This window comes from Halomonas sp. DP8Y7-1, assembly GCF_019801685.1.
In the GTDB taxonomy this organism is placed as follows: domain Bacteria; phylum Pseudomonadota; class Gammaproteobacteria; order Pseudomonadales; family Halomonadaceae; genus Halomonas; species Halomonas litopenaei_A.
Map to the genome: position 1 here is coordinate 583,198 of NZ_JAHVIN010000003.1, position 22,841 is coordinate 606,038.

The 22,841-nt window shown below is 62.5% G+C and carries 20 protein-coding genes; 5 read left to right on the top strand and 15 right to left on the bottom strand.

What is annotated here, in order from left to right:
* Window positions 1-29 precede the first annotated feature (29 nt).
* From KUV41_RS04430 to KUV41_RS04445, 4 genes are all read left to right on the top strand, one after another.
* Complete coding sequence (locus KUV41_RS04430) at window positions 30-1,379, top strand: Na+/H+ antiporter NhaC family protein (RefSeq protein ID WP_206941716.1); 1,350 nt, start codon at window positions 30-32, stop codon at window positions 1,377-1,379.
* An 8-nt stretch (window positions 1,380-1,387) separates the two neighbouring features.
* Window positions 1,388-2,506 (top strand): agmatine deiminase, encoded by a 1,119-nt coding sequence (gene aguA / locus KUV41_RS04435; protein ID WP_206941719.1) that lies wholly within the window; start codon window positions 1,388-1,390, stop codon window positions 2,504-2,506.
* Between the two features lie 122 nt (window positions 2,507-2,628).
* Window positions 2,629-2,877, top strand: coding sequence for a hypothetical protein (locus tag KUV41_RS04440; protein ID WP_206941721.1), 249 nt, complete (start codon window positions 2,629-2,631; stop codon window positions 2,875-2,877).
* Between the two features lie 271 nt (window positions 2,878-3,148).
* Window positions 3,149-3,385, top strand: coding sequence for a hypothetical protein (locus KUV41_RS04445; protein ID WP_206941722.1), 237 nt, complete (start codon window positions 3,149-3,151; stop codon window positions 3,383-3,385).
* A 42-nt stretch (window positions 3,386-3,427) separates the two neighbouring features.
* On the opposite strand, the gene KUV41_RS04450 is transcribed toward KUV41_RS04445, so the two are convergent.
* From KUV41_RS04450 to KUV41_RS04465, 4 genes are all read right to left on the bottom strand, one after another.
* Window positions 3,428-4,102 carry an extensin family protein gene (locus tag KUV41_RS04450; protein ID WP_222484501.1) on the bottom strand — a complete coding sequence of 225 codons (675 nt, stop codon included), beginning with the start codon at window positions 4,100-4,102 and terminating at the stop codon, window positions 3,428-3,430.
* Window positions 4,103-4,150: 48 nt separating this feature from the next.
* A complete protein-coding gene (locus tag KUV41_RS04455; protein WP_206941839.1) occupies window positions 4,151-4,330 on the bottom strand; it encodes a hypothetical protein in 180 nt (59 codons plus the stop codon).
* A gap of 196 nt (window positions 4,331-4,526) precedes the next feature.
* Window positions 4,527-6,176: a BCCT family transporter gene (locus KUV41_RS04460; RefSeq protein WP_222162550.1), complete on the bottom strand. Its 1,650-nt coding sequence runs from the start codon at window positions 6,174-6,176 to the stop codon at window positions 4,527-4,529.
* A gap of 192 nt (window positions 6,177-6,368) precedes the next feature.
* Window positions 6,369-8,039, bottom strand: a complete 1,671-nt coding sequence (locus KUV41_RS04465; protein ID WP_206941728.1) for a BCCT family transporter — start codon at window positions 8,037-8,039, stop codon at window positions 6,369-6,371.
* Window positions 8,040-8,451: 412 nt separating this feature from the next.
* Between KUV41_RS04465 and KUV41_RS04470 the strand changes: the two genes are divergently transcribed.
* Window positions 8,452-9,450 (top strand): LLM class flavin-dependent oxidoreductase, encoded by a 999-nt coding sequence (locus KUV41_RS04470; RefSeq protein ID WP_222484503.1) that lies wholly within the window; start codon window positions 8,452-8,454, stop codon window positions 9,448-9,450.
* A gap of 23 nt (window positions 9,451-9,473) precedes the next feature.
* On the opposite strand, the gene KUV41_RS04475 is transcribed toward KUV41_RS04470, so the two are convergent.
* The 11 genes from KUV41_RS04475 to KUV41_RS04525 form a co-directional block, all read right to left on the bottom strand.
* Window positions 9,474-10,952 (bottom strand): amidase, encoded by a 1,479-nt coding sequence (locus KUV41_RS04475; RefSeq protein WP_222484506.1) that lies wholly within the window; start codon window positions 10,950-10,952, stop codon window positions 9,474-9,476.
* 105 nt (window positions 10,953-11,057) lie between these two features.
* Complete coding sequence (locus KUV41_RS04480) at window positions 11,058-12,458, bottom strand: short-chain fatty acid transporter (protein ID WP_222237771.1); 1,401 nt, start codon at window positions 12,456-12,458, stop codon at window positions 11,058-11,060.
* A 294-nt stretch (window positions 12,459-12,752) separates the two neighbouring features.
* Window positions 12,753-14,231: a xylulokinase gene (gene xylB, locus KUV41_RS04485; protein ID WP_222484507.1), complete on the bottom strand. Its 1,479-nt coding sequence runs from the start codon at window positions 14,229-14,231 to the stop codon at window positions 12,753-12,755.
* A 40-nt stretch (window positions 14,232-14,271) separates the two neighbouring features.
* Window positions 14,272-15,765, bottom strand: a complete 1,494-nt coding sequence (locus tag KUV41_RS04490; RefSeq protein WP_222484508.1) for a mannitol dehydrogenase family protein — start codon at window positions 15,763-15,765, stop codon at window positions 14,272-14,274.
* A 120-nt stretch (window positions 15,766-15,885) separates the two neighbouring features.
* Window positions 15,886-16,509 (bottom strand): nucleoside triphosphate hydrolase, encoded by a 624-nt coding sequence (locus KUV41_RS04495; protein WP_222162544.1) that lies wholly within the window; start codon window positions 16,507-16,509, stop codon window positions 15,886-15,888.
* A 25-nt stretch (window positions 16,510-16,534) separates the two neighbouring features.
* A complete protein-coding gene (locus tag KUV41_RS04500) occupies window positions 16,535-17,317 on the bottom strand; it encodes an L-iditol 2-dehydrogenase (protein WP_315900541.1) in 783 nt (260 codons plus the stop codon).
* Window positions 17,314-17,991 carry an HAD family hydrolase gene (locus KUV41_RS04505; RefSeq protein ID WP_222162543.1) on the bottom strand — a complete coding sequence of 226 codons (678 nt, stop codon included), beginning with the start codon at window positions 17,989-17,991 and terminating at the stop codon, window positions 17,314-17,316. The genes KUV41_RS04500 and KUV41_RS04505 overlap by 4 nt, the downstream gene beginning before the upstream one ends.
* An 11-nt stretch (window positions 17,992-18,002) precedes the next feature.
* Window positions 18,003-19,145: an ABC transporter ATP-binding protein gene (locus KUV41_RS04510; RefSeq protein ID WP_222484509.1), complete on the bottom strand. Its 1,143-nt coding sequence runs from the start codon at window positions 19,143-19,145 to the stop codon at window positions 18,003-18,005.
* 82 nt (window positions 19,146-19,227) lie between these two features.
* A complete protein-coding gene (locus KUV41_RS04515; protein WP_206941745.1) occupies window positions 19,228-20,118 on the bottom strand; it encodes a carbohydrate ABC transporter permease in 891 nt (296 codons plus the stop codon).
* A 47-nt stretch (window positions 20,119-20,165) separates the two neighbouring features.
* Entirely contained in the window at window positions 20,166-21,056 is an 891-nt protein-coding gene (locus KUV41_RS04520; RefSeq protein WP_206941746.1) for a carbohydrate ABC transporter permease, read from the bottom strand.
* A gap of 85 nt (window positions 21,057-21,141) precedes the next feature.
* Window positions 21,142-22,482: an ABC transporter substrate-binding protein gene (locus KUV41_RS04525; protein WP_409995783.1), complete on the bottom strand. Its 1,341-nt coding sequence runs from the start codon at window positions 22,480-22,482 to the stop codon at window positions 21,142-21,144.
* Between the last annotated feature and the right edge of the window lie 359 nt (window positions 22,483-22,841).

The window sequence follows — 22,841 nt, forward strand, 5'->3', positions numbered from 1 at the left end:
GCTCGCCTAAAGCGAAACAAGGAGCTTGCATGGACACCTACGGCGCATGGAGCCTGGTTCCGACCCTGGTGGTGCTGGTGACCGCCATCATCACCCGACGTACCATCGAATCCCTGCTGACTGGCTGCCTCGTCGGCCTGTTGATGATCGCCCCCAGCGAAGTCATTACGCGGGGCTCCGATATTCTGCTCGACGTGCTCGGTAACGACACCGTCACCTGGATCATTCTGGTCTGCGGGCTGTTTGGCAGCTTGATCGCCCTGCTGGTCAAGACCGGCGGCGTGCTCAGCTTCGGCGACGCCATGACCCGCCGCCTGCATAGCCGCCGGCAAAGTCTCCTCACCACCTGGGTGCTAGGCCTGGTGATCTTCGTCGACGACTACCTCAATGCACTGACCATCAGCGCCTCGATGAAGAAGATCACCGACCGTTTCGGCGTATCCCGTGAGAAGCTGGCCTACATCGTCGACTCCACCGCGGCGCCGGTGTGCATTCTGGTGCCTTTCTCGACCTGGGCGGTGTTCTTCGCGGGACTGCTGGAGGACAACGACGTCGCCAGCAACGGCATGTCGCTGTACATCTCTTCCATTCCGTACATGGCCTATGCCTGGGTCGCCGCCGCTATCGTGCCGCTGGTAGCGCTTGGCTGGCTGCCCGATATTGGTCCCATGAAGAAGGCCGAAGCGCGTGCCCGGGGCGGACAGCCCGTCCCCGATGGCGGGGAAGAGCATGCTCTGCAGATCGACACCAAGTACGATGGCAAGAGCCCTCACCTGCTTAACTTCCTGCTGCCGATCGCCAGCCTGATCGTCGCCACCTGGTACTTCGATATCGATATCCTGCGCGGCGTCATCGTGGCCCTGGCGGTCACCCTGGTGCTGATCGCCGTGCAGCGACTGCTGAGCTTCAACGACACCTTCGATACGGCGCTGGAGGGTTTCAAGGCGATGATCATGCCGCTGGGCACCCTGGTGGCAGGCTTCGCCCTGAAGGAAGTCAACGATGTGCTCGGCCTGACCGAGGTTGTCATCGCTGCCGTCGAACCGCTGATGACCGCCGGTCTGCTGCCTGCCGTGGTGTTCGTCACCATGGCCTTCCTGGCCTTTGCCACCGGCTCGTTCTGGGGACTGTTTGCAGTCGCGATGCCCATCGTCCTGCCGCTCGCCATGAGCATGGACGCCAACATGCCGCTGGTGGTTGGCGCACTGATCTCGGCCAGCGCCTTCGGCAGCCACGCCTGCTTCTATGGCGATTCCACCGTCCTCTCGGCCCAGGGTAGCGGCTGCAGCCCGATGGCCCACGCCCTGACCCAAATTCCCTATGTCCTGATCGCGGCGGCACTCGCCACCGGCGTCTTTCTGATCCTTGGTCTGCTGTGAGTCCTGCCATGCACCCTACACACTGCCCTTCCTCTGTCGCACCGTCCGCCGCTACGCCCGCCGCACAGGGCTATGTCATGCCGGCGGAATTCGCCCCCCACGATGCGTGCTGGATGCTCTGGCCCCAGCGTCCCGACACCTGGCGCCTCGGCGCGAAACCCGCCCAGCAAGCCTTCGTCGCTGTCGCCAGTGCCATTGCCGAAAGCGAGACCGTCTACGTCGGGGTCAACGACGATCAGTATGAAAATGCCAGGCACCAGTTGCCGGCCCACGTCCGTGTTGTCGAACTTTCCAGCAACGATGCCTGGATGCGAGACGTCGGCCCGACCTTCCTGGTGCATCCGGACAAGGGCCTAGCTCTGGTCGACTGGGAATTCAACGCCTGGGGCGGCCTCAAGGATGGGCTCTACTTCCCCTGGGACAAGGACCGCAGGATTCGGCCCAAGATCGCGGAGATGCTGGGCATTCCCTGCTTTGATGTGGAGGTGGTGCTGGAAGGCGGCGCCATTCATGTCGACGGCGAAGGCACCCTGATCACCACCGAAGAGTGCCTGCTGAACCCCAATCGCAACCCCGGCATGGATCGCGCCACCATGGAGCGCCGGCTCCAGGATAGCCTGGGTATCCAGAAGGTCATCTGGCTGCCCAGGGGCTGCTATCTCGATGAAACCGATGGCCACGTCGACAACCTGTGCTGCTTTGTTGGCCCGGCCGAAGTTGCCTTGACCTGGTGTGACGACGACACCGATCCCGAGTACGCCATCTGCCGGGAAGCCCGAGCGGTGCTCGAGGCCAGTACCGATGCCAAGGGCAGAGCCATCACTGTGCACCCCTTGCCACAGCCTGGCCCGCTGACCATCGCAGAGGATGAGGCCAGCGGCATTGATCGACTGGCCAGCTCCCACCCACGTCGCCCCGGCGACAGGATGGCGGCGTCCTACGTCAACTTCTACATCGGCAACCGTGTCGTGGTCATGCCCCAGCTCGATCCGCGCCATGACGCCACCGTCATGGACATCCTGGCGCGCCTGTTCCCGGACCGCCGTGTGGTTGGCGTGCCCGCTCGCGAGATATTGCTGGGCGGCGGAAACATTCACTGCATCACCCAGCAACAGCCACGGCCCTGAGTGTCTCGCTCACCACGGAAAGCGTCTCCTTTAGGAGACAGCCAGCGCTGAATCAAGGGCTTGTGCTCCAACGCCAAGATCCATAGGCTCGAAAAGGCACATAACAGCAAAGGAGAAACATCATGAGGAAGGGTTCCATCAAGACACTCTCCAGCCTGCTGCTGGCTGCTTTCATGACCCTGGGCCTGGCCGCCTGCGGCACCGGCACTGGCGAGCGTGCCGCTAGCGGTGCCGGTGTTGGCGCTGCCGTGGGCGCTGGCGCTGCCGCCGCCACCGGCGGAGACGTGGCCGAGGGCGCTGTCATTGGCGGCGGCGTTGGCGCTGCTGCGGGTGCTGCCACCGACGAGGACGATATCGACCTCGACAACTGATCCCGATGGATCAGACAGCATCCGAGCCGTTGTCGGACGACAGCACCAAGACGCCGTCGCGCTTAACCGCCGACGGCGTCTTGCTGTGTCTGGCATGTCGATCCGTCGTGTCGCCGGGGCATGTCAACCTGACCCGTTCGACACGACGCCTCCGTCTCGCCGATCACTTTGGCGCAATTTGGAGACATTTCGTTCAAATTTGTTCCACTTGCGCACAGTTAACCCACCGGCCTAAGGTATGAGCAACTCCGATACCAATGAGGAACTCGGCATGAAACGACTGACACTGAGCTGTCTGATGGCTGCCACACTGGCGCTGGGTCTAGCGGCGTGCGGAACCGGCACGGGTGAGCGAGCCCTGAGCGGCGCTGGCGTTGGCGCCGCGGTCGGCGCAGGTGCTGCCGCCATCACCGGTGGCGATGTCGGCAAGGGCGCGGTTATCGGGGGCGGCGTTGGCGCTGCCACCGGAGCGGCGACCGACTCGAATGACATCGACCTGAGCCGCTGATCAGACCGCCGCCGCAACACCGGCGGATGCTCTGAAACGCCACTAGCGACACACCCTGCCGCCCACGCCGAGATGAAAATGATCGGCGTGGGCGGCATTGTAATCGGGCCCCAGAACGGTACCGAACACCGTGCAAGCGTGCTCTCCTGCCTCCTCGAGGAATCGCCCCGGTGCCCCCTCACCCCAGTCGTTGAGCAGACTTATCCTGCGACCATCCGTGGTGATGAAGGCCCCGACATCCAACGCCTCTGCGGTAGCGTGCTGGCTACGCCGGCCGGTCGCCCGTCCGTAGATATTGCGGCAGGCGAAGCTGCCCATATGCTCGATGCGGGCGATGCCGGTGCCCAACTGGCGGCTCGCTGCCTCGCTTAGCCCACGTTCATACATCGCCCACGCAACCGCCAGCGGGCAACGGGTCATGACCGGCGGCTGAACGGCGACATCACCGCCTTGCATGCGCACCAGGTTGGTAAGCGAACAGTCGCCGACGGTGGCATCTTCCATCGCAGAGAAGCGCTGAGCGGGGTCACTGGCCAACACGCTGCGACACGCCTCGGGATCATCGCCCAGGCGGGACAGCTTGTAGCGAAACCAGGGGCCAGGAGAAGCGTCCAAGGAAATGGGAGCCCAGGGATTGTAGCGGTCAGGGATGACGATAATGCCCTTGTCCAGCGCAATGCCAAGCACCAGCAGCATCACCAGCAGCCATTGGATCATTCCCCCTCCCTGGCGCTTGAGCTCATTGGCGGCGGTCTGAAGTGCCGCCTACGGCTCCACCAACAACGACATTGCCAACGCCACGAGTCCCACAGCCACTGCCGTCAGCACCGCTACGGTGACGACACGATCCAGCCAGCGATCAAAACTGGTCCAGGTGAATGACAGGCGTCTGCGACGAGACGATGCCCTGCGGCGGGTGGCGCCGCGGGCAGGTGGAGAATTCATGGCCGAGATCCTTCCGACGATACCTTGAGCTTACGTGCTGGCGGCCTCCCTGACCACCAAAGCATCCAGAATACCGCAATTGCCTAATAAAAGGAGGCGACCGGCGCTAGGCGCCACCGCCATGGCGCCGTCGGATGATGGCCTGTGGACAGCCGGGGGCGCTTCGGAAGCGGCCCCCGCTGCCGGCGGGTCTCGGCTAGTGATTGATGCGCCGGTTGACGACGTTAGGTGCCCGGCGCAAGCGCTCCTCTTCCGCCATGTTGCCGGCTTCGAAGGGATCGGCGCCGACGGGTGTCTCGCCATGCTGGCGATAGAGTTGGGACAGCATGTTGCGACGATCCGTCTGCAATTCCTTGACCAGCACGAACATCATGCCGAAGAGAATGAACGAAAACGGCAGCGCCGCCAGCACCGAGGCGGACTGCAGCCCTTTGAGGCCCCCCGCCACAATCAGGGTGAGGCATATGGCAGCGATCAGCAGCCCCCAGCACACTCGCTTGTAGAGCGGAGGGGCGATGGAACCGTTATCGGTCATCTGAGCCACGATGAATGACGCAGAATCCGCAGAGGTGACAAGAAAGATAAAGATCAGCAGCATCGCCACCACCGACAGCAGCGTCGAGAAGGGCATCAGGTCGAACATCTCGAACAGGGCCACGGTGATATTGCTCTGTGTCGCCGCCGCCAGTCCGGCATCTCCCCCCAGCTCCATATGCAGGGCGGCGCCACCGAAGACGCCGATCCACAGACAGGCCAGCAACGGCGGAACGACGAGCACGCCAAGCACATACTCGCGAATGGTGCGTCCGCGCGAGACACGAGCGACAAAGGTGCCGACAAAGGGCGACCAGGCAATGACCCAGGCCCAGTAGAAGATGGTCCACTGCGACGCCCAGGGATCGTCATTGTAGGGCGACATGGTCAGGCTCATGCCAATGAAGTTCTGAAGATAGTCGCCCAGCCCCAGCGTAATGGTCTCGAGAATCTTCACCGTCGGCCCGGTGAAGAGCACGTACAGCATCATGGCGATGCACAAGGCCATGTTGAGATTGGACAAGCGCTTGATGCCCTTGTCGAGGCCGGACCAGGTCGATGCCATGTACGCCAGGAACATGACCGACAAAATGATCGCCTGCCACCAACCGTTCTCCGGTAGACCGAACACAGCGTTGAGACCGCCATTCATCTGCAGCACGCCCAGGCCCAGCGACGTCGCGACCCCCATCACGGTGGCCACGACCGCAAAGATATCCAGCCAGTCGGTGTAGGGACGGATGGCAGGTCGCTTGGCCGTCATCGAGGACAGCACCGACGACACCAGCCCGGCCTGATCCTTGCGGAACTGGAAGTAGGCGATGATCAACCCCACCAGCGAAAAGGCCGCCCACTGGTGAACCCCCCAGTTGAAGTAGCTCATCTGAATGGCATAGCGCGCGGCCTCCACGCTTTCCGCCTCGACCGCACCATAGGGGGGTACGGCAAAGTGGGTCATGGGCTCGGCCATGCCATAGAACACCAGCCCGACACCAAAGCCTGCCGCCAGCAGCATGCTGATCCACGAGAAGGTGTCATAGGTCGGCGTACTGTCCTGAGGACCCAGGCGTACCTTGCCGTACTTGCTCACCGCCAGGCCGATCAGAAAGATCACAAAGGCGAACACTGCCAGCAGATAGAACCAGCCAAAGTAGTGGGTCACCTTGCCAAGCGCGGCACTGGCGGCGTCGCCAAAGGCCTCGGGGAAGCTGGCGCCAACGGCCACCAGGGCGATGATGATGAGGGCAGACAGACGGAAGACGCGATCCTTGCCAGCGAGCGGTAGACGCTCCTGTATCGTTCGACCGTTCATGGACACTCCTTGCCAAACGGCGGTCATGAGAATCAGGGCGTAGCACCCTAACAAAAGTCGGACTGTCCATCACGGTAGGTGAATATTCGTTTGAGCACAAAAAAGCCGGTGCCCCAAGGCACCGGCATGGCTATCGATAGCGGCATCAATAGCGAACGTCACAGCGGCTACCCGCTCGCTGGCGTAATGGCGTCACGGTTGAGGCTTCGGCGCCACCAGCGTTGCGGTGTCGTTCTCGGCCGTTTCATCATCTTCCTTGAGGGCCTCCTCGGGAGGCGGCATGCCATCACTCTTGGCCTGATCACGTGCCTCGAAGGCATCTGCCCCCACCGGCATCTCACGGTAGTGCTGCCGCAGGCCCTCGAGCATCAGCTTACGATCCTTGCGCAACTCGCGGACCATGACGACCACCATCATGTACAGAATAAAGGTGAAGGGCAGCGCCGCCAGCACCGAGGCTGATTGCAGCCCCTTGAGGCCGCCGGCGGCAATCAGCGTCAGACAGATGGCGGCGATCAGTACCCCCCACAACACCCGCTTGTACAGCGGCGGATCGATGGAGCCGTTGTCCGTCATCTGGGCCACGATATACGAGGCCGAATCTGCCGAGGTGACCAGGAAGATAAAGATCAACAGCATGGCCATGACGGACAGCAGTCCCGAGAACGGCATCAGGTCGAACATTTCGAACAGCGCCACGGTGATGTTCTGCTGTGTCGCCTGGGCCAGCCCCAGCCCTTCCGTCGCCAATTCCATATGGATGGCGGTGCCGCCAAACACGCCCAGCCACAGGCACGCCAGCAGCGGTGGCACAAACAGCACCCCAAAGACATATTCCTTGATGGTACGCCCCCGCGAAATCCGCGCGACGAAGGTGCCGACAAAGGGTGCCCAGGCGATGACCCAGGCCCAGTAGAAGATGGTCCAGTTCTGCGCCCAGGGATCATTGTTGTAAGGCGACATGCGCAGACTCATGACGAAAAAGTTCTGCACGTAGTCGCCAAGGCCCAGGGTGATGGTTTCCAGGATCTTGATGGTCGGCCCGGTGAATAGCACATACAGCATCATGGCGATGCACATGATCATGTTGAGATTCGACAGGCGCTTGATGCCCTTGTCCAGTCCAGACCAGGTCGAGGCCATGTACGCCAGAAACATGCAGAACAGGATAAGGAACTGCCACAGCCCGCTCTCAGGCACCCCGAACACCGCGTGCAATCCACCATTGGTCTGCAGTACTCCCAGTCCCAACGAGGTCGCCACCCCCATCACCGTGGCCACGACCGCAAACACATCCAGCGCGCCATTGAAACGACGCAACCCCGGACGCTTGGCCGTCAGTGGTCGCAGCACCACCGAGACGAGTCCCGCCTGATCCTTGCGAAACTGGTAGTACGCAATGATCAACCCCACCAGCGCGAAGGACGCCCACTGATGGATGCCCCAGTTGAAGAAGCTGTACTGAATAGCATAGCGGGCTGACGCCGCGGATTCCGGTGCGACGTCACCATAGGGCGGTGCGATGTAATGCGTCATGGGTTCCGCCATGCCGTAGAACACCAACCCGACGCCGAAACCGGCGGCCAGCAGCATGCTGATCCAGGAGAAGAAGCCATACTCCGGCTTGCTGTCCTGGGGCCCTAGCCGAATCTTGCCGTAGCGCCCCATGGCCAGCGCCAGCAGAAACACCACAATGCCGGTCACCGACAGCAGATAGAACCAGCCAAAATAGTGGGACACCCCACCGAGGGCACGACTGGCGACTTCTCCAAAGCCCTCGGGGAACAGCGCTCCCAGCGCCACCAGTATCAGTATGATGACGGCGGAGGCATAAAAGACCCGCTGTCCTTCATCACGTTGCATATCGCCTTCCTTTTGTTCGACTGCTTGTTGGAAGGCCTGTGCAGCGCCGCTCCGGCGAGAACTTCGCGCGGACGCTCACGAGAGAACGTTTCTGCCCGGAGACTCACCGAGCAGCCTTTGCAGACCTATGCTTTGATAACAGTTAGTTTGTTATCTATCATCCCCACCTAGCCATCGCCGTCTCGAAGGTGCTGACGTCATGGCAAGGCGTTTGCTCACACCGCGCCGTGGATGCCACGGTGAAGGACGACAAGGCGCGCTTCACGCACCCCAGTGTCATCATAATGAATTGGGTGCGATTGCCAGCATCTTCCCCTAGACATAAGCCGGGACGGCAAAAAATCAGCCGGTATCGACATTCAAGATGTCTCTTTATCCTGACGAAACATGCCGGATCGCGGAGGAACGCTTCATGACTCGCCTCAGCACTACCCCTCTTTCTGTTCTCGACCTGGCCCCCATCCGTGACGGCGGCACCATCGCCGATAGCTTCAGCGATAGCGTGGCGCTGGCCCGCTTGACCGAGTCGCAGGGTTTCACTCGCTACTGGCTGGCGGAGCACCACAGCCTGGAAGGCATTGCCAGTGCCGCCACCTCGGTACTGATGGGCCACATTGCCGGGAAAACGTCGCGCATTCGTATCGGCAGCGGCGGCATCATGCTGCCCAATCACCCTCCTCTGGTGATTGCCGAGCAGTTCGGGACACTGGAGACGCTATATCCTGGGCGAATTGATCTCGGCCTGGGCCGCGCCCCCGGCTCTGATGCTGCCACCATGGCAGCCATGCGTCGCGACCCCCACGCGGGGGTGGACGACTTTCCGCAGCGTCTGGAAGAACTGGAAGGTTACCTGGATGAGGCGCGTCCGGGACAGCGAGTTCAGGCCGTGCCGGGCCAGGGAACCCGGGTGCCGATCTGGCTGCTGGGCTCAAGCCTCTACAGCGCCCAACTTGCCGCTCACAAGGGTCTGCCGTTTGCCTTTGCCGCTCAATTCGCCCCGGCGCAGCTGGATGATGCTCTGGCGGTCTATCGGCGCAACTTCCAGACCTCAGCCGTACTGGAGGCGCCTTACGCCATGGTCGGACTGCCGGTACTGGCGGCGGACAGCGACGAACATGCGCACTTTCTCTCCACCACCGCACAGCAGAAGTTTCTGGGCCTGATTCGCGGCCAGCGGGGACGCGCCAAGCCACCGGTCCGCTCGCTCGACTGGAACCCCATGGAGCGCGCCCAGGTCGAGAGCTTTCTCGGCGCGGCGGTCATCGGCAGCCCAAGCACGGTGCGCGACGGCCTGGAGCGCATGCTCGAGCGCACCCAGGCCGACGAGTTGATGCTCAACACGGATACCTATGCCCTGGAGGATCGCCTCAACAGTTACCAGCTGGTGAGTGACGTATGGCGGCAGGCATGAGAATCCCTCGCTGAGCCCCTGTCTCAGTTAGCCAGGTGACGCCAGTTGGGCTCACGCGTCAGCCAGTCAGGCCCGGCCTGTTCAAAGGCATGGGCCCAACGCAGCAGCGCCAGATCCTGGCGATGCGGGGCGATCACCTGGATGCCCATGGCACGTCCTCGAGCATCAAAACCTGCAGGCAGGTTGATCACCGGACAACCCGACAGTGACCCAGCGATGACCACTTCCATCCAGCGGTGATAGGTGTCCATGGTGCGCCCTGCGATTTGGGGTGGCCATGGGGTCTCCACATCAAACGCAAAGACCTGAGCGCTTGGCAGGACCAGGGCGTCATACTGCTGGAAGAGTTCGAGCAGACGAGCGTGCCAGGCACTTCGCGCCACATTGGCACGGTGAACATCCAGCGCCGACCGCTGCATACCCTGTTCGATTTCCCACTGCGCCTCTGGCTTCAATGCGTCTCGGCGCGACACGTCCTGCCACACTTCGGAAAGGCTGCCGGCGATGGCCCATTGGCGCAATACCAGCCAGCTTTGCCACAGTCGCGCAGGGTCGAAGCCCGGGTCCAGGGCCTCGACCCGGGCGCCCAGATCCTCGAATACCGCCAATGCCCCCTGGCACACCTCCAGCACCCCCTGTTCCATCGCCAGATGTCCCTGCCAGTCGCCCAGCCAGCCGATTCTCAGACCCTTGATCGCATCTTCTTGGGCGAGTGGGCCTGCCAGTGACGCCGGATCATCTTGCAATGACAAGGGCGCACTGGGGTGTGCCCCCGCCTGGGTCGCCAGCAAGCGGGCCACATCCTCGACAGTTCTCCCCATCGGGCCCTCGGTCGCCAACTGGTGGCCGAATATCTCTGGACCCGGTCCATGGGGCACCCGCCCAAAGGAAGGGCGCAAGCCAAACACGTTGTGATAGGCCGCAGGGTTGCGCAGCGAACCCATCATGTCGCTGCCATCCGCCACCGGCAGCATTCGCATGGCCAGCGCCGCCGCGGCACCGCCACTGGATCCCCCCGCACACAAGCGAGGATCATAGGCGTTTCGCGTGGCGCCAAAGACCTGGTTGTAGGTGTGGGAGCCAAGGCCGAATTCCGGCGTATTGGTCTTGCCGATAAAGATGGCCCCGGCTCGACGCATGCGCTCGACCATGATGCCGTCCTGTTCGGGCACCTGACCGGCAAACAAGGGGGATCCCATCGAGGTCGGCATATCCCGGGTGGCCGAGAGGTCCTTGATCGCCTGGGGGATGCCATGCAACCAACCGCGAGAACGCCCTGCCGCCAGCTCACGATCGCACTCGCCGGCTTCGTCCATCAGCAGGTCAGGATCGCGCCGGGACACGATGGCATTGACCACCGGATTGGCGGCATCTATGTGCGCCAGATATGCGGCCATGACGTCTTTACAGCTCAGCTCCTTGGCGTGCAGTTGCCGCGAGAGCTCGCTGGCGGACAGTGACAGCAGTGCATCCTGGTGCATGGACCCTTGATCGCTTGGCATGCCTTCATCCTTGTCTTGTTGGACCTTGTACAGGCCCTTGTATTGGACGTCTGGTGGAAAGCCATGGGACTGTGACATGGCTTTCCGAGCCTACCCGAACCGGCCCTACACCAGCCACAGCAAACACGCCGCGTTGATGATGAAGACCACGAACATCAGCAGGATGGTGTAGCCCATCACCTGACCGGCCTTGAGCCCTGTCACCCCCAGAATGGGCAGCAGCCAGAAGGGCTGTGCAAGATTGGTCAGCTGATCCCCCATCATCACCGACATGACGGCAAGATGGGCCGGTAGGCCAAGTTGCAGCGCCGCCGCTGTAGCGATCGGTCCCTGAACGGCCCACTGCCCGCCACCGGAGGGCACGGCAAAGTTGACCAGTGCAGCGCTGATCATGCTGTACAGCGGAAAGGTGTCTGGCGTCGAGATGCTGACAAACCAGTCTGCAATCATGCTGAACAGGCCACTACCGGCCATCAGCCCCAGGATGCCGGCGTAGAAGGGGAACTGCAGGATGATGCCACCTGCGGCAGACGACGCCCGCATGATGGCTCGGGAGTAGTTGCCCAGCGAGCCGTGCATCAGCAGGCCCAGCATCAGAAAGCCAAAGTTCAGCACATTGAGATCCAGCCCCAGCAGGCCTTCCGCCAGGATGTAGCGCACCACGAAGAACAGGCCGGCCAAGGCGATGGCCCAGCACAGTACGCGGCTGCGGTTTACCCGGTTGGCGGGCAGGCGCCGCTCCTCGTCGGAGAGCGGCTCTTCCACGCTGTCTTCATCGTCCTGGCCCGCGTAGACCACGGTCGTGGTGGGCGATGGATGCAACAGTGCCAGCAGCAGCGGCGTGACCACCACCGTCAGCAGCACAAAGATCAGGTTGTAGGGCTGGAAGATCGTCTCGGAGAGGGGGATCAGGCCGATGCTGGATTCCAGAAAGTGTCCTGGCGTATTGACCAGCAGGGCGCCCGAACTTGTCAGCCCAGTCTGGGAAATGACCCCACCTCCGTAGGCAGCCGCAGCGAGCAGAGGAAAGTGCACCGCCAGACCATTGTCGCGGGCGTAGCGCGCCACCTCTCTGGCAAGAAAGGCACTGACGATCAGACCTACCCCCCAGTGCAGGAAAGACAAAATGCTGCCCGCCAGCGCGGTCACCACAATCGCGCCTGTGCGTGAACGGGGCAGCGAGGCCACCCAGCGTAGTGCCCGCTGCATTGACGGTGCAGTGGCCAGGCCAAAGCCGGTGACCACGATCAAGACCATTTGCATGGCAAAGGTCAGCAGGCGCCAGAAACCGCCGTACCACTGGTCGATCAGCTCCACAGGACCATGCGGAGTGAACGCCAGCGCAGCGCCGAACACCATCAGCGTGAGGATTACCGCCAGGGCGAAGGGATCGGGAATCCAGCGGATACCGAAGGAAGCAGCGCCATCACCCAGGCGCTGCATGAATGATGAGAAGGATCGGCCAGAGCCAGAGGGTTTTGCCACGGACCGCTGTGGAGTCGACATGTTGGTAGCCTCTTGAATGCCACACTTGTTGTTGTGACGGCGACCAGCATGGCCCGGAGCCCGGGCCCGACCTACCAGGCCAGGAAACGTGATGACACAGAGGGCCATGCAGACGCCGAGGAAAGATCCGCCAGCGCCTTCCGACCCGTAAAATACCAGAAGCCCCTGCGTTATATACATCAGTAGGGCAGCGCGTGATTCCAGGTCAACGTGTCATGACCGATAGCGCAGATAACGTAAGCTTTAGATTAGAATTCTTCCATACAACGCCAGACACGGCACAGCCCCTGCGCCTCAGTGTCCTCCGTGCAGGGTGGCTAGCGCCTGTCGCCAACCGGGGTACACGTCACGATAGCGCCTCACACCCTCCGGATCCGGCACGCAGCGCGTGGTCTCATCCAACTGAATCAGCGACTGGCAGAGGCTGTCGAGTTCGCCCTCGCCGTTGCACCAGGCCGCCTGTATGGCACCACCTAGCGCCGCGGCGTCAGTGACGCTTGGACACACCACTTCTGCCTGGGTGACGTCCGCTACCATCTGACGCCAGGCGGGGCTGTGGGCGCCGCCCCCGATCAGGCGAATCTGACTGGCCTGATCGGCCAATGGGCCCAGCAGGTCAAGCCCGTAGCGCAAACAGAAGGTCGCGCCCTCGACCACCGCACGACATAGATGCGCAGGCGAGGTATTGCGGCTGTTCAATCCCAGAAAGGAAGCGCTCGCCTCTGGCAGCGCGGGTACCCGCTCGCCGTTGAAGAACGGCAACACCGTCACTCCATCGGCGCCTATCGGTGCCGACTGGATCGCCTGATTGAAGCCGGCGAGGTCGAGGCCGAACAGCTCTCGCACACGATTGGTCGCCGAGGTGGTATTCATGGTGCACACCAGCGGCAGCCAGCCATCGTGGCTGGCGCAGAAGTTGGCAACCATGGCGGATTCGGCCTTTACCGGCTGCGCAGAATGGGCACATACCGTGCCCGAGGTGCCGAGACTCATGGTGACCATGCCGGGCGCAATGTTGCCGGTACCGATGGCCCCCAGCATGTTGTCCCCGCCACCGCTGGCAACGATGACGCCTTCGCGTAAGCCGAGCTCTCGCGCCAGGGCGGGCCGCACCTGCCCGGCGACCTCGCGGGAGTCGATCAACCGCGGCAGCACCCGCTCAGGGTCGAGCTCCGGTGCGATCAGCGACCATACATCGGGGCGCCAGTGTCGCGCGCGAGTATCGAAGTAGCCGGTGCCCGAGGCGTCCCCTGCCTCGGCCACCCGCTCTCCGGTCAGCCAATAGTTGAGATAGTCGTGGGGCAACAGCACGCTGGCGACCCGAGCATACACCTCGGGATGCTGGCGGCGCAGCCAGGCGACCTTGGAGGCGGTATAACCGGTCTGCAGCACCAGTCCCAGACGCTCGAGACAGCCTTGTTCCCCCCCCAGGGCATGGATCAGCGCGTCATTTTCCCTGTGGGTTTCGGTATCACACCAGAGCTTGGCGGGATACAGCACCTGGCCCCTTTCATCCAGCGCCACCATGCCATGCTGCTGACCGGAAATCCCGATCGCCTGCACCGAGGCAGCCGTCACGCCAGCGCGGTCAAGCGCCTGGTGAAACGCCCCTCGAAACGCTTCCGTCCAATCTTCTGGCCACTGCTCACGCCGCCCATTGGCCCCTTCATCGAGTCGGTGAGGTCGGCTGGCTTCACCAAGGCATGCTCCCCTTTCCAGGTCCACCACCACCACTTTGGTGCTCTGCGTGCCGCAATCCACACCGAGATACATGGGCTGTCTCCTTATCTCGTCGCTTGTCTCGTCGCTTGTCTCATACCTGGCTCCGGGTCTCGTCAGCGGCCAATGCCTCAAGGGTGGCGCGTGCCCCCTGCTGCTGCAAGCGCTTGAGCGCTTCGACATAGGCGTCGACGAAGCGTGGGGCCTCCGCCAGACTGCCAAACAGCTCTCTGTTCTCGATAAAGGCCGTGGGCCGCGCGTGTTGAGAGGCGGCAATCGGTGTCAGCTGGTCCTTGAGACGATCGACAACGGCAATAGGCTGTCCCTGTTCGTCCACACCCTCGGCATAGCGCGCCCAGCTTGCCACCACCGTGGCCGAGCGCTTCAGCGCGCCGCCCTGTTCCAACTGGCGGCGTATCACCGGCACCAGCCACTTGGGAATACGGTCAGAGCTTTCGGCACACAGCCGTGCCAAGGTGTCCTTGATCTCGGGATTGGCAAAGCGCTCGATCAAGGTATGTCGGTACTGGTCCAGGTCGACGCCAGGCACTTCCGGCAGCGTCGGGCTGCCTTCGTCTTCCATGTAGCCCAGCAGGAACTCGACGAACAGCGGGTCCTGGCACACCTCGTGGGCATACCGATAACCCGCCAGGTAGCCCAGATAGCACATGGCCTGATGACTGGCGTTGAGCAGCCGTAGCTTCATCAGCTCATAAGGCTCCACATCCTCGACCACCTGCACCCCCACGTCATCCAGGGCCGGGCGCCCCATCGCGAAATGATCTTCCAGCACCCACTGGGTGAACGGCTCGCAGATGACGGGCCAGGCATCCTCGAGATCAAAGCGCTGATGCAGTTCCTCGATATCCGCCGGCGTGGTCACGGGCGTGATCCGGTCCACCATCGAGTTGGGAAACGGTACCTGCGCTTCAAGGTACTGCCCCAGCTGCGGATCCCGCGCGTGGGCGAAGGCGCCGAACATCCGCCTGGCCACATCGCCATTGCCGGGAATATTGTCACAGGACATCACCGTAAAGGGGGCAAGGCCGCGATCCCGGCGACGCTCGATCGCCGCGACCACCAGGCCAAAGCTGCTGCGAGGCGCCATCGGATGTTCCAGGTCATGGAGCACATCGGCCGTTTCCAGATCAAACTCTCCGGTGATCGGATGAACGTTGTAGCCTCCCTCTGTGACCGTCAGCGACACAATGCGGATAGCAGGGTCTGCCAGCATCTCGATAACGCCTTCCGGGTCATCCGGCGCGTAGCGGTAGTCGATGATCGAGCCAATGACACGCGGTTCGAGCACCCCGTTCGGGTGCTTTACCACCAGGGTGTACAGGTAGTCCTGGCTGGCCAGCGCCTCCTGCATGCGACGGTCACCCGGCATCACGCCAATGCCGACAATGCCCCAGTCGTGGGCCTGCCCTGCTTCCATCAAGCGATCCAGATACATGGCCTGGTGGGCGCGATGAAAGCCCCCTACCCCGATGTGCGCCATCCCGGGAGTCAGCGCCGTGCGCCGGTACGATGGCACCGACACGTGCGGATCGAGATGAGCCAGTGTCGCATTGGAAAGTCGAGTCATATTGGCTCTCCGCCAGTGTTGCAGTAAGAAAACGTTGCGCCACGCCAATCTGATTAGACGTGCAGGCGATGGATGCAGATGTGTCCCGGGAAAGGGCCACGCCGCCGTCGACGACGGGGGTCAGTGCCAGTAAAGATCGGCGCGCCGCGACCGGGTCTTGATCAAACGCGCGTTGAGCATGTCCTTGTCTCGCGCCTTGGCAATGGCGCCGGAGGGATCCTGGCCCATGCCGATCCAGCGTTCGATCAGGCGCCTCTCCAGCTCGCTGTCATCGACTTCAAGAAACAGGCTGAAGTCGAAGAAGTCCTGCAACGCCTGCCATGGACCATGATCCAGCAGCAGATAGTTGCCTTCGACAATCAGTAGACGGTGATGGGGCGTGATGACCCTTGCGCCAGCGCGCGCCAGATCGAGAGGACGATCGAACACGGGTACCGCCACCGGGCGGTCGGCTCGCTTCAGCCGCGTCAGGTCATGACGCAATCCCTCCACGTCAAAGGTCTCTGGTGCTCCCTTCAACGCCAGCAACCCCATGGGCTCGAGCACGGCGTTGTCGTAGTGGTAGCCATCCATAGGCACCACTTCGGCGATGCCCGGCAGACGCTCATTGAGCTGTCGGGCCAGCCAGGCGGATCGAAACGACTTGCCCGCGCCGGGAGGGCCTGCCAACGCCACGATGAAACGGTCCTTGCCGTCACTGCGCGCCAGCAGTTCGTCCGCGATGGACGCTATGGTAGGGGTCATCGTTTACCTCCCGAGAGCCAGCGGCTCAACTCATCCAATTGCCGCCGTCGACATTGAGTGTCTGGGCGACGATGTAGTCACTCTCACGACTGGCGAGGAACACCGCCGCGCCCACGTGATCCTCCGGGCGTCCCATCCTGCCGTAGGGTACCGACTCCCCCACCAGTCGCTTCTTCTCTCCTTGAGGCCGTCCTTCGTAGCGCGCAAACAGCGCATCTACCTCATCCCACATGGGGGTATCCACCACTCCCGGCGCGATGCCATTGACGCGAATCCCGTGACGGATCAGGTCGAGCGCGCAGGACTGGGTCAGACTGATGACGGCTGCCTTGGTCGCGCAATAGGTGCTCACCAGCGGCTCACCGCGACGGCCCGCCTGGGACGCCATATTGATAATGGCACCTCGGCGTTCGTCCTCCACCATCGCTCGCGCCACCGCCTGCAGGGTGAAGAAGAGCCCTTTCACGTTGACGGCAAATTGACGGTCAAAGTCAGCCTCGGTGACCTCCAACACCGGCGCCATGCCAAATACCGCCGCATTATTGACCAGCACATCAATGCCGCCGAAGCGCTGCCGCACATCCTGCACCATGGCGTCGACCGAAGCCTGGTCACGCACATCCAGCACCACCCCCATTCCCCGCTCGGGGGCAACACCTTCCAGCGCCTGGTCGATCGCCCGCTGGTCGATATCGGCAATGACCACTGTGGCGCCTTCCTCAGCGTAGCGCTGTGCGATCGCCAGACCGATGCCACGTGCACCGCCGGTGATGACCGCTACCTTGTCCTTGAGCTGGCCGTTCATCATGCTCGTTGCTCCTGCTGTTGGCGCCAGATGCCCCACAAGCCAGGCAGCTGGTCCATGTGGGTCATCACCTTCCAGACTCCCAGGTGCTCCAGGCGCTCGGCATGGCCTGGCGCGAGGTGGCTGGCGCCGACGAAACCAATGACCGTCATCCCCGCCGCGCGTGCGGCGGTTGCCCCCGCCAGGGAGTCCTCGACCACCAGGCAGGCCTCAGGGGCCACGCCCAGGGTCGCCGCGGCGAGCTGATAAACGGCAGGATCTGGCTTGGGCCGTGCGACCTGTTCCGCACAGAAGATCGGGGCCTGAGCCAACAGCTGATCCAGCCCGGTGTGGGCCAGCGAGGCTTCCACCCGCTGGCGCCGACTGTTGGAGACCACGGCCTTGGCCTGTGGGATGACCGCCAGGGCCTGGGCTACGCCATCCACCGCCTGAAGCTGCTCGGCCAGCCGCGCTTCGATCTCATCATCCAGCCGCTCGAGCGCCCTTGAGGGCAATTGGTGAGTGCTGAGTGACTCCAGGGACGCCAATATCGCCTCGGTGGTCTGCCCCAAGGCCGCGTTCAGGGCGGCCTCGATATCCAGATCCGGCAGCCAGCTGCTCAGCCGCTCGGCCAGGGTCGCCTCGGCGATGACTTCGCTATCCACCAGCACTCCATCACAATCGAATATCAGCATCATGCAGCGGCTCCTCACGCGTCAGCGGTACTGGCAGCGCGGTTATCCTGACGGGTCAGCGAGGCCAGCGGGTGGCGTTCCAGGCCGGCAAGCGCCAGCCCCTGCTCATCGAACAGGTGGGCTCGGGACGGTGCGAAACCGAAGCGAATCTGATCTCCCACGCGGTGACCGACATCGCCGTCCACCATCAGCGTCAGCAGTTCGCCATCCATCTCCACGTACAGCGACGTCTGGCCGCCCAGGCGTTCGATAACGCTGACCCTGGCCGCCAGCGGACCCTGGTCATCCAGCATCAGATGCTCAGGGCGGATGCCCAGCTCGAGTGCCTGCCCCGCGGTGATGGCGTCGCCTTCCACGGGTACCTTGACGCTCTCGCCCCCCGGTACTGTGACCGTCACTCCCTGGGCATCCGAGGAGCGAGCCTCGACCTTGAGGAAATTCATCTTGGGCGAACCGATGAAACCCGCCACAAAGCGATTGCGCGGATGGTGATACAGCTCCATCGGGGATCCCACCTGTTCGACCACGCCGCCTTGCAGGACCACAATCTTGTCGGCCATGGTCATGGCCTCGATCTGATCATGGGTCACGTAGATCATGGTCGCCTTGAGCTCTTCGTGCAGGCGCGCCAGCTCAATGCGCATCTGCACACGCAGCGCCGCATCCAGATTGGACAGCGGCTCGTCGAACAGGAAGATGCTGGGATTGCGGACGATGGCGCGGCCGATGGCGACCCGCTGGCGCTGGCCGCCGGACAGGGCCTTGGGCTTGCGCTCCAGCAGCGGCTCAAGCTGCAGAATCTTTGCCGCCTCAAGCACTTTCTGGCGACGCTCCTGCTGAGAAACGCCAGCCAGCTTGAGGCTGAAGCCCATATTGTCTTCCACCGTCATATGGGGGTAGAGCGCATAACTCTGGAACACCATGGCCAGCCCACGCTCTGCCGGGCCAAGCTCGTTGACCCGCTGGTCATCGATCACGATGTCGCCGCCGCTGGTGCTCTCGAGTCCCGCGATCATGCGCAACAGCGTCGACTTGCCACAGCCCGAAGGGCCGACAAAAACCACAAATTCCTGATCCTTGACCACCAGGTCGACGCCCTTGATGACGTGGGTATCGCCGAAGCTCTTGGTGACCTGATGGAGGTTGAGTGTCGCCATCTTGTTATCCTCGTTGTTCCGTTCGGGGCGTCACGACGCCACCGCAAAAAACTGATATCGCATCGAGTCGTTGCCACCGCGACTACTTGACCGCACCAAAGGTGAGGCCGCGCACCATCTGCTTTTGCGTCAACCACCCAAAGATCAGAATCGGCGCGATGGCCATGGTCGAGGCCGCCGACAGCTTGGCCCAGAACAGGCCCTCGGGACTGGAGAACGACGCGATGTAGGCGGTCAGCGGCGCCGCCTGGGAGGTGGTGAGATTGAGGCTCCAGAACGCTTCGTTCCAGCTCAGGATGACCGACAGCAGGCCGGTGGAAGCGATTCCCGGCAGCGTCAGCGGCAGCAGCAGATACCAGACCTCCTGAAGGGTGCCTGCGCCGTCCATGCGGCCTGCCTCGAGAATGTCCTTGGGCAGATCCTTGAAGAAGGTGTAAAGCATCCACACCACGATCGGCAGATTCATCAAGGTGTAGACGATGGTCAGGCCAAGGCGGGTATCCAGCAGGCCGATATCACGAAACAGCAGGTAGATAGGCACCAGCACACCGACCGACGGCAGCATCTTGGTCGACAGCATCCAGAGCAGCGTGCCCTTGGTTCGCTTGGTCGGCAGAAACGCCATGGCGTAGGCAGAAGGAATCGCGATCAGCAGTGCCAGCAAGGTCGAACCGAACGACACCACCACGCTGTTCCAGGCAAACTTGATGTAGTCGGCACGCTCCTGAACCTCGACGTAGCTGTCCAGGGTCGGCGTGAAGATCAGACTGGGGTCGGCAATTGCCTCGGCCTCGGTCTTGAAGCCGGTAAGGATCATCCAGAAGATCGGAAAGAAGATCGTCAGGGCCACACCCCAGCCCAGCAGGGTAATACCCAGCTTGCGCCAGCGCTGGGCGCGTTGCGCGGCGGCGCCCCGCTCGGCAGCGGCCGGGGCCGAGCGAATGGCCGAGGCGGTGGAGGGAGACGTGGTCATGGCAGGCACCTCATGAACGTAGGGTGGTCGGACAGGCGCAGAAGGCGCTACTGTTCGAGATTCTTGGCGACCATTCGCACCAGAAAGATGGCAACGATATTGGCCAGAATGATGGCGATGACCCCACCGGCTGACGCGGTCCCCACATCGAAGTCGAGCAGCGCCCGAATATAGATGAGATACGCCAGGTTGGTGGTCGCCAGCCCCGGTCCCCCGGACGTGGTCACAAAGATCTCGGCGAAGATGGTCAGCAGGAAGATCATCTCGATCATCACGACCACGCTGATCGCGCGCTTCAGGTGAGGCAGGGTGATGTAGAAGAAGATGGCCAGGGGCCCCGCGCCGTCCATGCGCGCCGCCTCGACCTGATCGTCATCCAGTGATTGCATGGCGGTCAGCAGTATCAGCAGGGCGAAGGGCAGCCACTGCCACGACACAATGATGATGATGGAGGTCAGCGGCAGGCTGGAAAACCAGTCCAGGGCCGGCAGTCCCAGGCTTTCCGCCAACCAGGCCAGCACGCCGTTGGCGGGGTGCATCATCATGTTCTTCCACACCAGCGCGCTGACCGTCGGCATGACGAAGAACGGCGAGATGGCCAGCACCCGGGCAATGCCTCGTCCTAAAAACTCCTGCTGGAACAGCACTGCCAGCAAGGTGCCGCCGACCACGGTGATGACCAGCACCCATCCCACCAGCAGCAGCGTCGTTCCCATCGCCGACCACAGCGCCGGATCTGTCAGCAGGTATTCGTAGTTTTCGACGCCGGCAAAGCCGGTCATGCCGGGCATCAGCAGGTTATAGCGCTGAAACGAGAACCAGATGGTCATCGCCAGCGGCACTATCATCCATAGCAACAGTAGAGTGACAGCCGGGGCCTGCAGCGACAGGGTTCTCAAGCCCCCGACGGTACGTCCGGAAGTTCGATTCTTGTTCATAAGGGTCATGCCTGCTCGAGCCCCGGGACGGCGTCCCGGGTGGAAAGGCCAAGGGCCAGCCGAACGGCCGGCCCGCGTGCATGTATCAGTCGGTGTAACCCGCTCGTGCCATGGTGCGCTCCGTTGCACGCTGCGCTGCCGCCAGCGCCTGTTCGACGCTGGTATCGCCGGTCAACGCAGAGGCCACCATCTGGCCTACCTGCGTGCCAATGGCCTGGAACTCAGGGATGCCGACAAACTGGACCCCGACATAGGGATTGGGCTCGAGGCTCGAGTCCAGGGGGTCGGCATTGCGGATCGCGTCGACCACGAAGCTGGCGAAAGGCGCGGCCTCGACATAGCTGGGATGGTCGTAGGTAGACTGGCGGGTACCAGGAGGCACGCTGGTCCAGCCTTCACGCTCGCCAACCAGTGCCACGTACTCCTGGGAGGTCGCCCAGGTCACGAAGGTGCGTGCCGCTTCCTTGGCATCGGAGGAGGTAGGAATCGCCAGCGCCCAGGACCACAGCCAGTGGGATCCCTTGGGCGTTTCGGCCACTGGCGCCGGGGCGAAGCCGAGCTCAGCGGCCACCTCGGACTCCTCAGGGTTGAACAGCTTGCCCGCGGCAGACGTGGCATCGACCCACATGGCGCAGTTGCCGCGCGAAAACAGGGCCAGGTTCTCGTTGAATCCATTCGAGCTGGCACCAGCAGGGCCGTAGTTGTCGAGCAGATCCACGTAGAACGACACGGCCTCCTGCCAGGCCGGGCTATCGATCTGTGCCTGCCAGTCCATATCGAACCAGCGACCGCCAAAGGTATTGATCATGGTCGAGACGAACGCCATGTTCTCACCCCAGCCAGGCTTGCCACGCAGGCAGATGCCCGCGACATCGTTGTCTGGATCGTGGAGCTGCTCGGCCCAGTCCCGCACTTGCGTCCAGGTGGGCTGCTCGACCATGTCGATACCTGCCTCGGCAAACAGATCCTTGCGGAAGTACAGCATCGAACTCTCTGCATAGAACGGCACCGCGTACAGCGTGCCGTCATGGCTCAGGCCATCACGCACCGGTCCCAGCAGGTCATCGACCTGGTAGTCGGCGGGCAGCTCGTTCAGTGGCTCGAGCCAGCCACGCTCGGCCCATATCGGGGCTTCATAACTGCCAATGGTCATGACATCGAACTGACCACCCTGGGTCGCAATATCCGTTGTCATGCGCTGGCGTAGCACGTTCTCTTCCAGCACCACCCAATCGAGGGTGATATCAGGATGTGCCTTTTCAAATTCTTCGGTCAGGCTCTGCATGATCACCATGTCGTTATTGTTGACGGTGGCAACAGTGATGGTATCGGCCTGGGCGGCACCGACGCTGACGGCGAGGGCGCTGCCCGACAGGTATGCCAGCGCGGACAGATAGCGGATGGGAGAGTGAAGGGGATAACGGATGGGATAGCGGCTAGCGTAGGGCTGAGAATGACGCTGCTTCATGACGTACTCCTGTTATTGGCCCCTGCGGGGCTTGTTGTTGTGTGACCAGAGCCACCAGGGGTTAGCGGCGGAAGCGCGGCAGCCATTGGCTCAGTACCGCAGGTAACGCGCATCGGGTTCGCTGCTGCGCTGCACGTGCCCGTTCTGATGAAACACATCCACTTCTGACCAACTCACCTGCTTCCGATCAACCAATAGGCTTGTGATCAACCCTTCAGCGTGTGGTCCATGGAACCCGCGTGGAATCCTTACGCTGATTTCTGATCAATCAAATCAAGCAATGATCAAATGATCGAACAGGACACCAGAAAACGCAA